14 protein-coding genes are annotated in these 14,340 nt (G+C 56.8%); 4 read left to right on the forward strand and 10 right to left on the reverse strand.

Going from position 1 to position 14,340, the window contains the following annotated elements:
* Positions 1-2 precede the first annotated feature (2 nt).
* The 6 genes from RBH33_RS00645 to miaB all read right to left on the reverse strand — a co-directional run bounded on the left by RBH33_RS00645 (position 3) and on the right by miaB (position 6,457).
* Entirely contained in the window at positions 3-692 is a 690-nt protein-coding gene (locus RBH33_RS00645) for a hypothetical protein (RefSeq protein ID WP_306730185.1), read from the reverse strand.
* A 157-nt stretch (positions 693-849) separates the two neighbouring features.
* Positions 850-2,457 (reverse strand): apolipoprotein N-acyltransferase, encoded by a 1,608-nt coding sequence (gene lnt, locus RBH33_RS00650; protein WP_306730186.1) that lies wholly within the window; start codon positions 2,455-2,457, stop codon positions 850-852.
* Positions 2,458-2,466: 9 nt separating this feature from the next.
* Positions 2,467-3,357: an HlyC/CorC family transporter gene (locus tag RBH33_RS00655; protein ID WP_306730187.1), complete on the reverse strand. Its 891-nt coding sequence runs from the start codon at positions 3,355-3,357 to the stop codon at positions 2,467-2,469.
* 35 nt (positions 3,358-3,392) lie between these two features.
* Positions 3,393-3,875 (reverse strand): rRNA maturation RNase YbeY, encoded by a 483-nt coding sequence (ybeY, locus tag RBH33_RS00660; protein WP_306730188.1) that lies wholly within the window; start codon positions 3,873-3,875, stop codon positions 3,393-3,395.
* A gap of 3 nt (positions 3,876-3,878) precedes the next feature.
* A complete protein-coding gene (locus tag RBH33_RS00665; protein WP_306730189.1) occupies positions 3,879-4,898 on the reverse strand; it encodes a PhoH family protein in 1,020 nt (339 codons plus the stop codon).
* Between the two features lie 170 nt (positions 4,899-5,068).
* Positions 5,069-6,457: a tRNA (N6-isopentenyl adenosine(37)-C2)-methylthiotransferase MiaB gene (gene miaB / locus RBH33_RS00670; protein ID WP_306730190.1), complete on the reverse strand. Its 1,389-nt coding sequence runs from the start codon at positions 6,455-6,457 to the stop codon at positions 5,069-5,071.
* A gap of 232 nt (positions 6,458-6,689) precedes the next feature.
* Between miaB and RBH33_RS00675 the strand changes: the two genes are divergently transcribed.
* Positions 6,690-7,031, forward strand: a complete 342-nt coding sequence (locus RBH33_RS00675; protein WP_306730191.1) for a DUF1820 family protein — start codon at positions 6,690-6,692, stop codon at positions 7,029-7,031.
* A 15-nt stretch (positions 7,032-7,046) separates the two neighbouring features.
* Here the strand turns inward: RBH33_RS00675 and RBH33_RS00680 are convergent, their stop codons facing one another.
* On the reverse strand, positions 7,047-7,307 hold the full coding sequence (locus RBH33_RS00680) for a hypothetical protein (protein WP_306730192.1): 261 nt from the start codon (positions 7,305-7,307) through the stop codon (positions 7,047-7,049).
* Between the two features lie 109 nt (positions 7,308-7,416).
* Here RBH33_RS00680 and RBH33_RS00685 point away from each other — a divergent pair, with 109 nt between their 5' ends.
* The 3 genes from RBH33_RS00685 to RBH33_RS00695 all read left to right on the forward strand — a co-directional run bounded on the left by RBH33_RS00685 (position 7,417) and on the right by RBH33_RS00695 (position 10,862).
* Complete coding sequence (locus RBH33_RS00685; protein ID WP_306730193.1) at positions 7,417-8,082, forward strand: 2OG-Fe(II) oxygenase; 666 nt, start codon at positions 7,417-7,419, stop codon at positions 8,080-8,082.
* 458 nt (positions 8,083-8,540) lie between these two features.
* Positions 8,541-9,173, forward strand: coding sequence for a hypothetical protein (locus tag RBH33_RS00690; protein ID WP_306730194.1), 633 nt, complete (start codon positions 8,541-8,543; stop codon positions 9,171-9,173).
* 54 nt (positions 9,174-9,227) lie between these two features.
* On the forward strand, positions 9,228-10,862 hold the full coding sequence (locus RBH33_RS00695; protein WP_306730195.1) for a protein adenylyltransferase SelO: 1,635 nt from the start codon (positions 9,228-9,230) through the stop codon (positions 10,860-10,862).
* A 16-nt stretch (positions 10,863-10,878) separates the two neighbouring features.
* Here RBH33_RS00695 and RBH33_RS00700 read toward each other — a convergent pair whose 3' ends face one another.
* From RBH33_RS00700 to dapE, 3 genes are all read right to left on the reverse strand, one after another.
* Positions 10,879-11,613: a lipoprotein intramolecular transacylase Lit gene (locus RBH33_RS00700; protein ID WP_306730196.1), complete on the reverse strand. Its 735-nt coding sequence runs from the start codon at positions 11,611-11,613 to the stop codon at positions 10,879-10,881.
* Positions 11,614-11,658: 45 nt separating this feature from the next.
* Entirely contained in the window at positions 11,659-12,879 is a 1,221-nt protein-coding gene (locus RBH33_RS00705) for an MFS transporter (protein WP_306730197.1), read from the reverse strand.
* Positions 12,880-13,018: 139 nt separating this feature from the next.
* Positions 13,019-14,164: a succinyl-diaminopimelate desuccinylase gene (gene dapE, locus RBH33_RS00710; RefSeq protein ID WP_306730198.1), complete on the reverse strand. Its 1,146-nt coding sequence runs from the start codon at positions 14,162-14,164 to the stop codon at positions 13,019-13,021.
* Positions 14,165-14,340 lie beyond the last annotated feature (176 nt).

The raw sequence follows: 14,340 nt of genomic DNA on the forward strand, positions 1-14,340 counted from the left end.
GATCAGGTGCCGGTGGTTAAGGTCTGGCAACTTGCCTGGGCCAGCAGCCATTGGCCAGCGGCGCCGGTTTCACGGTGCATGGTTTGCGCCAAACCCTGCCAGATGTAGGCTCGATTCGATGTGCCGCACACGTTGCTGCACAGGCGCTCAAACTGAATACCCGCTTCGTTGAGCATTAAGTCCGCCATGGCCTGGCCGCCGCCGGCCTCCTCTGAGCTGTAACGGGCCGCCATGGCGGACACCATCAACAGGCTGGGGTTGCTGGCCTCCTGGTGATAACCCAACGTCAGAGCCATTTCCAGGGCGCGCCAATGGGGTTCAGGTTCGTCACTGTGTACCATGCGGCGCAAATGAATGGCGGCCATCAATGCTTGGGCGTCTGCGATTTGCTCCGGCTGAGGTTGCATGGCCTTGAGCACTGCCTCGGAGCGGCTCAGAGCGGTGTGCATAAGATCGTGTTGGTTGTGCGCCTCGGCGGCGAGGGCCAGCCGATAATCGATATAGGCCACTTCCAGTTCACCGCTTGCGGTGGCGCGTAAGGATGCCAGAGAGTCCAGGTCCAGTTGTTCAGCGGCACTGTTAATTTGCTGGTGGTGAGCATTCAGTAAATTCGCTTCACGGTGGTTGGGGTAGTGGTAGGCCGTCAGGGCGCCACATAACACCAGAATCAGGGCAGGCACAAATAGTTTCATGGCAGAATCCTTGTCCAAACAAGGCCTTGGAGAAAACACACAGTTTGCCGCATTTCTGATCCGGGGCGTTAGGGGCAGAGATCATTAATCAATCATGACATTTGTCATTCGAAACACTACTCGTGCTGCCAGCGTTTCAGTAGAAATGATCGGTCGGTTAATCGCCAGATGCGCGTGGCGGGTGATTGTCTGCTTCAGGATTCTCGTCTTTTCCCGGGGCTATTTCAAGCTCGTCTGGCCGGGCATCCCGGCGGCGGGTGCAGCACAGCAGGAACAGGATCAGCCCGGCCCCCATGGCCAGAGGAATGCTGCCCCAGCGCATAAACGGGGTCATTCCGTGAGCGGCGTAGACTTCACCGCTCAGCGTCTCGGCCACAAATTGCCGACTGCGTGCCGTGACCTGTCCGTGAGGGTCGACGATGGCGCTGATGCCGTTGTTGGTGCTGCGCACTAGATAGCGGCCAGTTTCCAGCGCTCGCATGCGCGCCATCTGCATGTGTTGCAGTGGACCTAAGGTATCGGCGAACCAGGCGTCATTACTGACGGTGAGTAGTACCTGAGCGTCGCGAGCGCCCTCGGCCACTAAGTCCGGGTAGACCACTTCGTAACACACCGAGGGCGAAATCATCAGTTCCCCCACTTGAATGCCCCTTTGATGGGCCGGCCCCTGGTCAATGATGGAGGTGGGCATGTCGAAAAAGTGGATCAGCCCGCGCAGCCAGTCTTCCAGAGGCACATATTCACCGAAGGGCACTAGGCGGCGTTTGTGGTAAAGGCCCAGTGCGCCGCCGAAGCCTACCAAGCTGTTGTAGTAGCGCTGCTGGTGGGGATCGTCGTAAATAATGCCGCTGATCAGGGCGGTATTGGTGTTTCCCGCCCGGTGATGGATTTCGTCCAAAAACGGCAGCGTGCGGTGGTAGGTCTGGGGGATGGACGCCTCTGGCCAGATCAACCAATCGTATTGCCACAAGTCCTCACTCATGGCCAGCAGGCGCTCTAACGTCGGCTGGATAAACTCCGGCCGCCACTTGAGCTCCTGGGGAATGTTGGGTTGCACCATGCCGACGCTGATGGGGGTGTCGCTGATCTCGGTCCAGGCGGTCTGCTTGAGTGCCAAGCCGGCGGGCCAGAGCGCCAGAATCAGTACGGTCATTCCCCAATGATGCGCGCGTGGGCGAATGTTCGCCTGCCACAGGGCCAGCCAGTGGGCGATCAATCCAGCGCTGAGAATCATAATCAAGCTTACGCCCATAACGCCGAGCACGGGTGCCCAGCCGGCCAGCCAAGTTTCCATGTGGCCATAACCCAAATACAACCAGGGAAAGCCGGTGAGAAACCAGGAGCGCAGCCATTCGCCCAGCAACCAGAGCAGCGGAAAGGACACCACCAAGGCCAAAGGCCGGTGGCTGAACCAGCGCCCGTAAGCGAAAAACGGCAAACTGAAAATAAACGCCACAAAGATGACAAACAAACCGGTGAGCAGTGCGGCTAGGGGAACGGGCGCATTGCCATGGATATGGATACTGACGTATATCCAAGAGGCGCCCACGCCGTAGAGCCCCAACCCGAAACAGAAGGCACGCAGCATGGCGCCCCTGCCACTTTGCCGATCCAGGAGCAGCGCCAGCACCACTAGCCCTATCATGGCCACAGGCCAGAGGTCGAAGGGCGCAAATGCCAGCGGTATCAACGCACCGGCAATGATCGCCAACAAACAGGCGACTGCGGTAGAGGGGCGCGGAACAGCGGTCAGGCTGAAGCTCATTGGAGTGGATTACTCAAGCAGGGTTAGACGCACTAAGTGAATCTGTCGGTTATCGGCGTAGAGCACTCGAAACTGGAACTGGTCAATGACGGCCACTTCGTTGCGCTTGGGCAAGTGACCAAATTCCTGCATGAGGATTCCGCCAATGGTGTCGAAATCTTCATCGCTCAAGCCGGCTTTAAAGTAGTCATTAAAATCGTCGATGGGCGTGAGCGCTTTGATAATGTAATCCGTGTCGCTGACACGTTTGATGAATTCGTCGCTGACTTCTTCGTCGGTTTCGTCTTCGATTTCGCCGACGATTTCTTCCAGAATATCTTCAATGGTGAGCAGGCCGGAAATGCCGCCGTACTCATCAATCACCAGCGCCATGTGATAGCGCTTCTCGCGGAATTCGCGCAACAGCACATTAACCCGCTTGCTCTCGGGCACAATATTGGCCGGTCGCAGAATGGATTCCAGGGAGAAATCGGTGTTGCCTTCGAGCATCATGCGCAGCAGATCTTTGGCCAGCAGTATGCCTTTGATGTCGTCAAAGCTATCGCCAATAACAGGGAAGCGGGAGTGGCCGGATTCGATGATCTTGGGCAAAAACTCCTGAGGCGTTTCATCGATACGGATAGCGACGATTTGCGAGCGTGGGATCATCAGCTCCCGCGCCTGTTGGGAGGAAACGTCCAACGCGCCTTCAATAATGGTTAAGGCTTCCTGATCCAGCAGCCGGTTGTTGGCCGCCTCCTTGATCATTTCCAACAGCTCTTCCCGGGAGCGGGGTTCGCCGTTGAAGGCCTGTAGCAAACGTTGCAGCCACGATTTATCGCTGCGGTCGGGTTTTTCGCTGCGATCGTTTCTATCGATGCTGCGTACCGACGGGCTGCTACTCGAAGGGTCGTCCGACATGGGGTTGGTGATTCCTATTCTAAGGTTCAATGGCGTTACGATTCATTGGTACCCAGCTCGGTGTAGGGAGCTGGGTAGTGTAACTGAGTGATTATTTGAGTTTCCAGTGCTTCCATGACATCAGCGTCAGCGTCGGAGATATGGTCATAACCTAGCAAATGCAAGCAACCGTGCACAACCATGTGGGCCCAGTGGGCCTCCAGGCTTTTGTGCTGTTCGTCAGCCTCGCGGGCGACGACAGGCGCGCAAATCACCAGATCGCCCAATAAGGGCAGCTCCAATTCCGGAGGCAAATCAGCGGGAAATGAGAGAACGTTGGTTGGCTTGTCCCGCTGCCGGTATCGGGCATTCAGGGTCTGACTTTCGGCTTCGTCGACCACCCGAATGCTGACCTGGGCGTGCGTCATTTCGGCTGGCCCGCCAGCGGCCAGCGCCGCTTGGCACCAGCGCTCCAGATCAGCGGCTGTGGGTAGTGGCTGACATTCACTGGCCACGTCTATATCGATGTCCGTTTTCATGCTTCAGTCAGCTGAACCGGCCTCATCGAAGTCATCATAGGCCTCTACGATGCGTTGTACCAATGGGTGGCGTACCACGTCTTTGGAATCGAAATGGGTGAAGCTAATGCCGCTCACTTTGGACAGCACGTCGATGGCATGACGCAAACCAGACTGCTGGCCTCTGGGCAAATCGATTTGGCTGGGGTCACCGGTAATGACAGCGGTGGAGCCAAAACCGATACGTGTCAGAAACATTTTCATCTGCTCACGGGTGGTGTTTTGGCTCTCATCCAGAATCACGAAGGCGTTGCTCAAGGTGCGTCCACGCATGTAGGCGAGCGGGGCGACCTCAATGACGTTGCGCTCCATGAGTTTGCCCACGGTTTCGAAACCGAGCATTTCAAACAGGGCGTCGTACAGAGGGCGCAGATAGGGATCGACTTTCTGTGCCAGATCACCGGGCAAAAAGCCCAGTTTTTCCCCGGCTTCTACGGCCGGGCGCACCAACAATATCCGCTCGACTTCGTCCTTTAGTAACGCTTCCACGGCACAGGCTACGGCTAAATAGGTTTTGCCGGTGCCCGCGGGACCAGTGCCGAAATTGATGTCGTGAGTCTGCACGGCGCGCACGTAGCGCTGTTGGTTCAATCCGCGGGGTTTGATGGTGCACTTTTTGGTGCGAATCAGGGTAATGCCCTTATCGCCCCCGGTGCTTGCACCTTCGGTTTCCGTTGGCTCGGTCAGAGCCGCCAGGCCGGAGGATTGCAGGGCCAGGTGAATTTCGTCTGGGGTCAGTTCGCTGTTGTCGGTTTCCCGGTACAGGCTGCGCAGCAACTCCGCCGCCGTTTCAGTGGTTTGGGCATTGCCGGTCAGGGCGAAGTGGTTACCGCGATTGCGAATCTCAATGTTGAGGCGCTCTTCAATCTGTCGCAGGTGGCTGCCGAATTGGCCGCACAGACTGGCAAGACGGCGGTTGTCATCGGGTTCCAGCGTCAGTTGCTGGGTGATGGTATCGGGGCTGGTCACTACGTGGCTAGTCAAAGAAATTATGGACCCTTAATAGCGAAAGTTACTGAAAGCCTACCCCATTCGTATGACGGGGAAAAGGCTATTGTTCGGCTGTTTGTTTCTTAACCACTAAATTTTCCAAATTAGTGGTTATAACGCTTTTTGAAAAAACGGGAGCGCTGCGGCGGCAACGCCGGGTGTTTTCAACCGCCGGACCAGTCCTGATCTAGCTCAGAGCCTAGCAAGGTGCCGCGCAGGGAGTTGGGTAGAGCCTCTTCAATGAGGATGTCCGCAAACTTCCCGATCAGATCCGGGTTGTCGGCGCGAAAATTCACCACCCGGTTGTTTTCCGTACGGCCAGCCAATTGCCCTGGATCCTTCTTGGAGTATCCGTTCACCAGCACGCGCTCGGTGTTACCCACCATGCGCCGGCTAATGGCCATGGCCTGCTGGGTAATGCGATCCTGCAGAATTTTAAGGCGCTGTTTTTTCACTTCCATGGGGGTGTCGTCGGGCAACTCTGCGGCCGGGGTGCCGGGGCGCGCACTATATATAAAGCTGAAGGACGTATCGAAGCCCACATCATGAATCAGCTTCATCGTGGCTTCAAAGTCCGCCTCGGTCTCCCCGGGGAAGCCAATAATAAAGTCGGACGAAAAGCTGATGTCCGGACGAATCTGTTTTAAACGGCGCAGCTTAGACTTGTATTCCAAAGCGGTGTGGCCGCGTTTCATGGCCATTAGAATACGATCCGAGCCACTTTGCACCGGTAAATGTATGTGGCTCACCAGCTCGGGAATGTCCGCGTATACATCAATTAGCGCATCGCTGAACTCTACGGGATGCGAGGTGGTGTAGCGGATTCGGTCAATACCCTCAATGGCAGCCACGTAAGTAATAAGTTCCGCTAAATCCGCCGTGGTGCCGTCTTCGGTAGCGCCTTGGTAGGCGTTAACGTTCTGGCCCAACAAGTTGACCTCGCGCACGCCTTGAGCGGCCAGGTGAGCCACCTCCGCCAGCACATCCGCCACCGGGCGGCTAACCTCTTCGCCGCGGGTGTAAGGTACGACGCAGAAGGTGCAGTACTTGGAGCAACCTTCCATCACCGAGACAAAGGCCGACACACCATCGGCGTCTGGCTGGGGCAGGCGGTCAAACTTTTCAATTTCAGGGAAGCTGATGTCTACCACCACGGCACCATTGTCCCGGGGCGTTTCCATCATTTCCGGCAGCCGGTGCAGGGTTTGAGGCCCGAAGATCAAGTCCACAAACGGCGCGCGCTCGGCGATGGCGGCGCCTTCCTGACTGGCCACGCAACCGCCCACGCCAATCACCAAACCGGGTTTGGTCTGTTTAAATTGCTTCCAGCGCCCCAGCTCGTGAAACAGCTTCTCTTGGGCTTTTTCCCGAATCGAACAGGTGTTAATGAGGATGACGTCCGCCTCCTCGGGGTTTTCCGTGGCCACCATCTGGTGGGACTCGCCCAGCAGATCACGCATACGCGCCGAGTCGTACTCATTCATCTGACAGCCGTGGGTCTTGATATAGAGCTTCTTCGCCGGGGCGTCGGGGGCTGTGGATTCGGTGGACATGGATAACACCTGGTTAAAAAATGTGCAATAATGGGGGTGCGCATTATAGCGAGCTTCGCCGCAAAATCCCATGGGCAGGCTGAAATCCGTACTCTGGGTTGTTCGACCGGTTTTGTGCTATTCTCGCGCGCCTTACGGCCCCGCCAACGGCACCACAATCCCGTTTCGGGCGGTCATACAGGTCGGCTAGCGGCCAAGTAGTGAGCAGCCAAGTCAGTTAACAGAGAGTTCTATGGCTTACAAACCCGTTTACAAAGTGATTTTCGTCAATCAAGGACAGGTCTACGAGGTCTTCGCCTGCGCTATTTATCAAAGTGAGATGTATGGCTTTATCGAGGTGGAGGAATTCGTCTTCGGTGAGCGCAGTCAGTTGCTGGTGGACCCGGCGGAAGAGAAGCTAAAATCCGAATTCGCTGGCGTCAAACGCTCGTATATCCCGATGCACTCCATTGTGCGTATCGACGAGGTGGAAAAAGAAGGTGCCGCCACCATCAGTGATTTCCAGGGTAGCGATAAAGTGGCGCAGTTTCCGTACGGAAACTTCATGCCCAAACCAGGCCCCAGCGACTCCTGATTAAGCCGAGCCCTGTCAGCGCTCGGTTATAAAGTGGATGATCCGACCAATAAGCATGCGCAGGTGGGCCATCATGGCCCAGATAAACCCCGCCCCACCCACCAACAGGGCGGCCAGTACCGCCAGTTCCTGAGCCAGGGAAGGGCTGAGCATCTGGCTCGCCATGTACAGCATGACCATGCCCAGAAAGAACAGTGACAGCCCCAATCGGAACTGCTGAAAGCCTTTGTCCAGGGAGCCGGTGTAGTGATGTTTGAGGGCTTGTTTCCAATTCATGGTGATGGCTTCGGGGCGGATTTTTAAAGTCGCCTCTGTAGGCAAAAACTCCTGGGTAAGTTTCTTGTCTTGTAGTATAAGCCTAATTTTCCCGCCCGGAGCTTACCCATTGCAAATAGCCACGCCTTACAGCCGCGGTCCCACCGATGGCGATACCTTTGACCAAATTGCCCAGTCTTTGGAACAAGTGGGTTACGCGGTCCTGTCTGGGGTATTGCCGGCGTCTTTGACGGACAGTTTGTTTGCGGACCTCAAGGCTCTGGAACAGGCGGAATTCAAGCCGGCAGGGGTTGGACGGCAGGATGACTTTCAGGTTAACCGCTTTGTGCGACTCGACAAGATTTGCTGGTTGCGGGGCGAGTCACAGGCCAGTGCTGAGTTTCTGGCCTGGACGGAAAAGCTCCGTGAGGGTTTGAACCGCCGTCTTTTTCTGGGTCTGTTTGATTACGAGTGCCATTACGCCAGCTATCCGGTCGGCGCTTTTTACAAAAAGCACTTGGATGCCTTCAAAGGCCAGTCCAATCGGGTGCTGTCCACGGTGTTTTACCTAAATCCCAGCTGGCAACCCGCCGATGGTGGCGAGCTGGTCCTGTACCCGGAATCGGGCAGTGAACCGCTGGAGGTGATTTTGCCGGAATATGGCAAGCTGGTAATTTTCCTCAGCGAAGAATTCCCCCACGAAGTCCTACCCGCGCACCGGCCCCGCCACAGCATTGCTGGGTGGTTCCGCATTAACACCAGTTCCGCAGTACGGGTTGATCCTCCCAGTTACTAACGAAGCTAAGGCGCCCCCTCAGCGCACAGTTGTCCGAAACAAACAGTTTGAACAAGTGCTTACGTAAGTAAGCCTTCGGGCCGTGCAGGGTGAGTGTTCAGCAAACGTCGTAAACCCTTCCCTGGGGACTGCCTCAAAAGGTCCCTCTTTTGAGGCTTGCTGAACACTCACCCTGCACGTCCCACGGTACTCCTCGCTGCGGTGTTCTTTTTCCCCTGAGCTTACCGAGAGTGATGGCGACGGAGGCAATTACCATTCATTGCGTTTGTAGGTGACGCGCATGACCACTGAAGTGTCGAATAGCTTTACGTTCTTTGCCCAAACACTCCCTCTTCTACCCACAAAGTGTGAACCACGTCACACAAGCTGTTGAGTCATAAGCCTTTTTATTAGTTGGCTCCGAAATTGCTCTAAGTAAGATTAACGGGTCACCCCCTTCTTTAAATTCGGGAAACGATATGGAAACATCTGCACTAAACCGGATTGCCTTGAGAGTCGTCTTTGCTCTCTCCCTGCTGGCGGCGCCAGTGGTACACGCGAGCCTACTCACATTCGACGACCTGGAATTTTCTGGCACCAGCAGTGCTGGCCTGCCCGCTAGCCAAAATTATGGTGGCTTTGCGTGGGACTCCAAATGGAGCGTGGGCAATACCAACAAGAGTGGGTTTACCGCCGCGGCGCAGTCTGGCACCCAATTTCTGTTCAATGAAGGCGCGACCCGGCATCTGACGGTCGGGCGGGATACGCCGTTTGATTTTCTGGGAGCTTGGTTCGTCCCCCCAAGCGCCTCTCAGATGCCCACCAGTTTTGTTCGGGTCACGGCCTACGATGCACACAATACACTTTTGGGGACTTCCCGCTACATCAACATAACCGGTGGTGCTTGGATTGATGGCTCGTCCTTTGGCAATACGTTTGTGGGCATCAGCCGACTGGTAATTGACCCCTTTGGTGGCGTGTTCGCCATGGATAACTTCAGCTATAGACTGCCGGAGACAGTGGTGACCGTTAACGAAGCAGGCTCCTTCGTACTACTGCTGATCGGGTTTTTCTGCTTGTGGTTAGTTCGTCGGCGTGGCCGCACTGACTGATTCGGACGCGTGAACGCATAGGAGGCGAGCGCGCGCGGGTGATACACTGCCCTTATGACCGATACCAAAAACCCCCAAGGCGAACCACTGGGCCAACTGACATTTGATAACCGTCTGTTAGCCCACTTGCCCGCCGACCCGAATCCTGAAAATTATCCTCACCAAGTGGAAAGGGCGGCGTACTCCCGCGTTCACCCCAAACACGCCCCAGCGCCAAAACTGGTTGCCTACGCCAAGGAAGTGGCCGAGCTTCTGGACCTAACCCCCGATGAGTGTCGCTCCGAAACGTTCACCCAGGTGTTCACCGGCAACCAACTCTTGCCTGGCATGGATCCCCACGCCACTTGCTATGGCGGACATCAGTTTGGCCATTGGGCTGGGCAGTTGGGGGATGGCCGGGCCATTAACTTGGGCGACGTTAAAAATAAGTGCGGCGAACATTGGACGCTGCAGCTAAAAGGTGCCGGCCCTACGCCGTACTCCCGAACGGCGGACGGCCTGGCGGTGCTGCGCTCCTCGGTGCGGGAATTTCTGTGCAGTGAGGCGATGCATCACCTGGGTGTACCCACCACGCGCGCGCTCAGTCTTACCCTTACCGGTGAGCAAGTGCAGCGGGACATGTTCTACGACGGCAACCCCCAGTGGGAGCCCGGCGCTGTAGTCTGCCGGGTAGCGCCATCCTTTACCCGTTTTGGTCATTTTGAAATCTTCACCGCTCGGGGTGATACCGAGTTATTGCGCCAAATGGTCGACTTTACGGTGCGCAATGACTTTCCCGAACTGGGCGAGCCGGGGCGCGACACCTACATTGCCATGCTGGAAGAGGTGTGTCGGCGTACGGCGCGCATGATCGCCCACTGGATGCGCGTGGGCTTTGTGCATGGGGTTATGAATACCGACAACATGTCCATACTCGGTTTAACGATTGATTACGGCCCCTACGGTTGGTTGGAAGGTTACGATCCTGATTGGACCCCCAACACCACCGATGCTCAGGGCCGGCGGTACCGGTTTGGCAATCAGCCCCAGGTGGCACTGTGGAATCTGGCTCAGCTGGCCAACGCGCTTTATCCTCTGGTGGATGAAGTTGAGCCCTTGAAGGCGGCCTTGGACGTGTACCGGACCGAATATCAGAGTTGCTCCCAACGCGATGCGGCCGCCAAGTTGGGGCTGCCCGAGTTCAGGCCGGATACCGATGCGGATTTAATTTCCGATTTGCAGCAAGTGCTGCAATTGACCGAAACCGACATGACCATTTTTTATCGCAGCTTGGCCGATTTTGATGCGCGTTTGGAGGATACTGAGGACGACCGTTCCGACCTGGAGCTCATCGATCCAGTCCGGCCCGCTTACTACCAAGAGCCTACGCAAGGCCAACAACAACGCATCGCTCAGTGGTTGCGTCGTTATCGTGAGCGTCTGATACAAGAAAAAGTACTTACCGGCTTGGACCAAGAGAGTCGGCAGGAGCGCATGAACCGGGTTAACCCCAAGTACGTTCTACGCAACTACATGGCACAACAGGCCATAGATGCCGCCGAGCAGGGGGACTTCACGGAAGTGCACCGTTTGCTGGAATTGTTGCGCCACCCCTACGATGAACAGCCAGAGCACCACGCCTACTTTGCCCGTCGCCCCGAGTGGGCACGGCAGCGGGCGGGTTGCTCTATGCTCTCGTGCAGTTCCTGATTCAGCGTTTAAGAGCTCAGCGCTTTAGCGCGCGGTAGCGGAGTAAGCGCGCCATACCCCAAGCGGATAAACCCCATAGCAGCGCGAACACTGCCACCAGCAGAAGGGTGATAAACCCGAACAGATCCGGTGCTTTCATCATGGTGGTCATGAGCGAGTCCTGATAGTAAAAAAACCAGGGGTTGTCGTCCGGGAAGGCGTAATCGTGCAAGCCATAAAACACCCGCAAGGGGCCGATGGCCAGCACCAGTATGGCGATAGCGGCAATGGCCATGGCGAAGCCCGAGAGCAATTTTCGTGTCGGCGGAAGTCGCAGCCGACGATGATAGGCGTAGATCAGAGTTCCCAGCAGTATTAACCCGCCCGCAATGCCCACTCGATAAAAGTCCCGCACCAAATTGGCAACATCCTGCAGGTGCACCACTTCTGGTTCACGCATCATGGGGGTTTGCTCGCCGCTGGGCAGGGTGTAGCTAATCTCGGCCAGCCCCTCGCCGCCGCGTTGAATGGCGCGGGTGATCTCGGCAAACAGGCGCTTGTGCTCGTCGCTGCTGGTGAGTTCAAAGTGATCTTTGTAGTGGTTCTGGGGCGCGTAGGTTTGGATATGACCGTGAATGTCCAACACTTGGTAGCCCACGGGGTAGCCAAAGTTAACCTGCGCCAATAGATGCCAGGCCAGTAAACTCATGGCGAGCAGGTGCCCGATCAGCAGAAGGGGCCAGAGCAGATAGCGATCAAACAGGCGCGACATAATCGTTCTCAGGTACTGGGGTGGACACCCGTATGGTACCAGCTGTCAGGCTTCACCGCTTTTCGTATGGGGGTAAGAAAATAGCACCAGCGCCAGAGCCACAAGTAGCCCGAGCCCAGCGCCGCCGAACAAGCCGGTGACGCTCAAGCCACGGTCAATAAGCACGCCGAACAATATCGGCGACACCGCCGTGGAAATGATCATCAGTGAGCTCATGAGTGAGCGTATGGAACCGAGCTTGGCGGTGCCATAGACTTCCGCCCACAGCGCGCCCAACACCGGACTGCTTAAACCAATGTTCATGCCCAAGAGCATCATAAAGGGCAGCGCCGACCAGGCGCCCTCTAACAACACCAGGCAGGCGAGGGCGGTAATCAAAGGGGCCAGAGTGAACGGCAGCAAACGCCGGGCGCTGAAGTAATCCACCAGCACACCGGACGTTAGTGAGCTGACCCAATGGGTGATACCCAGCGCGATAAAGCATGTGGCCAGCCAGGAAGCGCTCCAAGTTTTTTCTTCCAGAATAAAACCCTGGTGAATAAAGATTCCGGTGACCATAAACGGGCCGGACAACACCGTGGGCAGCGCCAACCAAAACCGGTAATCCGTCAGCATCTGTTTACGCCCGGCGCTTTGCCGCATCACCTCCGCGGAAGCCAAAACGGGTGGAATGTTGGTATCCACCGTGGAGCGGCGCAGCAGCCAGTAAATGAGAGGGAGATAAAGCACTACCACGCTCAACCCCACCACCAGCCAGCTGCCGCGCCAGCCCAACCAGGCGATCAACGCCACTGCCAGGGTTGGCAACAGCACTTCACCCAGGGGGACGCCACTGGCAGAGATGCTCAATGCCTTGCCCCGATTGCTGTCGAAGTAGCGCGCCATGGTGGTCTGTGCCGAGTGGGGTAACAGCCCCTGCCCGCACAAACGCACCAGGAAGAAACCCACAAACAGCAATAGTGGATTGACGGCGGCAGCCATAGCGACACAGGCCGCCGTTAAGCCCAGCGCCGCACAGGTGACAAACCGGCGCAGTGGCCAGCGGTCAATCATGCCGCCGAAGGTCATAATCAACAGGCCGCTGGCCAGCGTCGCCAGAGCATAGATTGCCCCGTAGCGCCCGGCGGACAAATCCAGCGAGGCTTGTATGGACGCGCCATACCAGCTGATAAAAAACGACTGGCCAAAGTTGCCCCAAAAAATGCTGGCGAAACCAAAGGCCAGCAAGGCCCAGGAGCTTTTTAGAAAACGCAGATAGTTGTGCAAGTGCAGACCTTTATACAGCGGTGCATCTGGAGGAACATTGTTCCGTGATGGTGTATCAACTCAGTGAGCTAACCCGGTAATCTAATGGACCGTCCGTGATCCATTTAATCAGTGCGCAGGGTTGGTTTTTTCTGTCCGGTTAACGGCCAGATACCAGTAACCGTTCCAGGGTGCCCCGGTAGATTCGGGTCAGCCGATTCAGATCTTCGGCATTTACGCACTCATCCACTTTGTGGATGGTGGCGTTGATGGGGCCCAGTTCAACCACTTGAGCTCCGGTGGGCGCGATAAACCGACCATCGGAGGTGCCGCCGGCCGTGGACAGGATGGGGGCTTTGCCGGTTTCCGCTGTCACCGCCTGGACGATGGCTTCCACCAGCTCACCCTCGGCGGTCAAAAACGGCTGCCCGCTCAAATGCCAATCCACGTGATAGTCGAGGCCATGTCGGTTTAGGATTTTCTCAGTCCGCTCGCGCAATTCCTGCTCGGTCACCTCCGTGGAAAAACGGAAATTGCACAGCACCTGCACCTCCCCGGGGATCACATTGGTGGCTCCAGTGCCGCCGTTGATATTGGACACCTGGAACGTGGTGGCGGGGAAAAATCGGTTGCCATCGTCCCACTTCTCCGTGGTCAGTTCCGCCAGGGCCGGCGCCAGTTGGTGAATGGGGTTAACGGCCAGGTGTGGGTAAGCCACATGCCCCTGAACGCCTTTCACGGTTAATACGGCGCCCAGCGAGCCGCGTCGGCCGTTTTTAATTACATCGCCCAGCCATTCAGTGCTCGACGGTTCGCCCACCAGGCACCAGTCGATTTTTTTGTTTTGCGCTTCCAGCCACTCCACGACTTTGACCGTACCGTTGGCGGCCGGGCCCTCTTCGTCACTGGTAATCAAAAAGCCAATGCGGCCGTTGTGATCGGGATGCTGCGCGACAAACTCTTCGCAGGCCACCACCATAGATGCCAGCGAGCCTTTCATATCGGCAGCGCCGCGCCCCAGCAGCATGCCGTGTGCATCAATGACAGGTTCAAAGGGTGGTTGCTGCCAATTGCTTTCAGGGCCAGTGGGCACTACGTCCGTATGGCCGGCAAAAGCCAACAAAGGTCCTGAAGTGCCGCGTTCGGCCCAGAAATTATCCACCTCGCCAAACCGCAGCGGTTCGACGCGAAAGCCGATCGCCTCCAAGCGCTCAATCATAAGTGCTTGGCAGCCGGCGTCCTCCGGGGTAACGGAGCGACGGGAGATAAGGTCTACGGCGAGTTCCAGGGTTGGGCTAAGGGGCATGAGGAGCCTTTCTGTTGCGGATTCGGGTTAGGGACAATGGGCGGCAATTCTAACAGCTTTGGGGGAAGCGCCCAAAGTGGCGTCTTGACCGAGCGTGGGTGCCGGGGTAGTTTGGAGCGGCACTGACGTGCGAGGCCACCAACCATATCTGTGTCATCGCTGGCTTCCCAGCGCCG

The organism is Marinimicrobium hydrolyticum, from assembly GCF_030848505.1.
Classification (GTDB): Bacteria; Pseudomonadota; Gammaproteobacteria; order Pseudomonadales; family Cellvibrionaceae; genus JAVDDU01.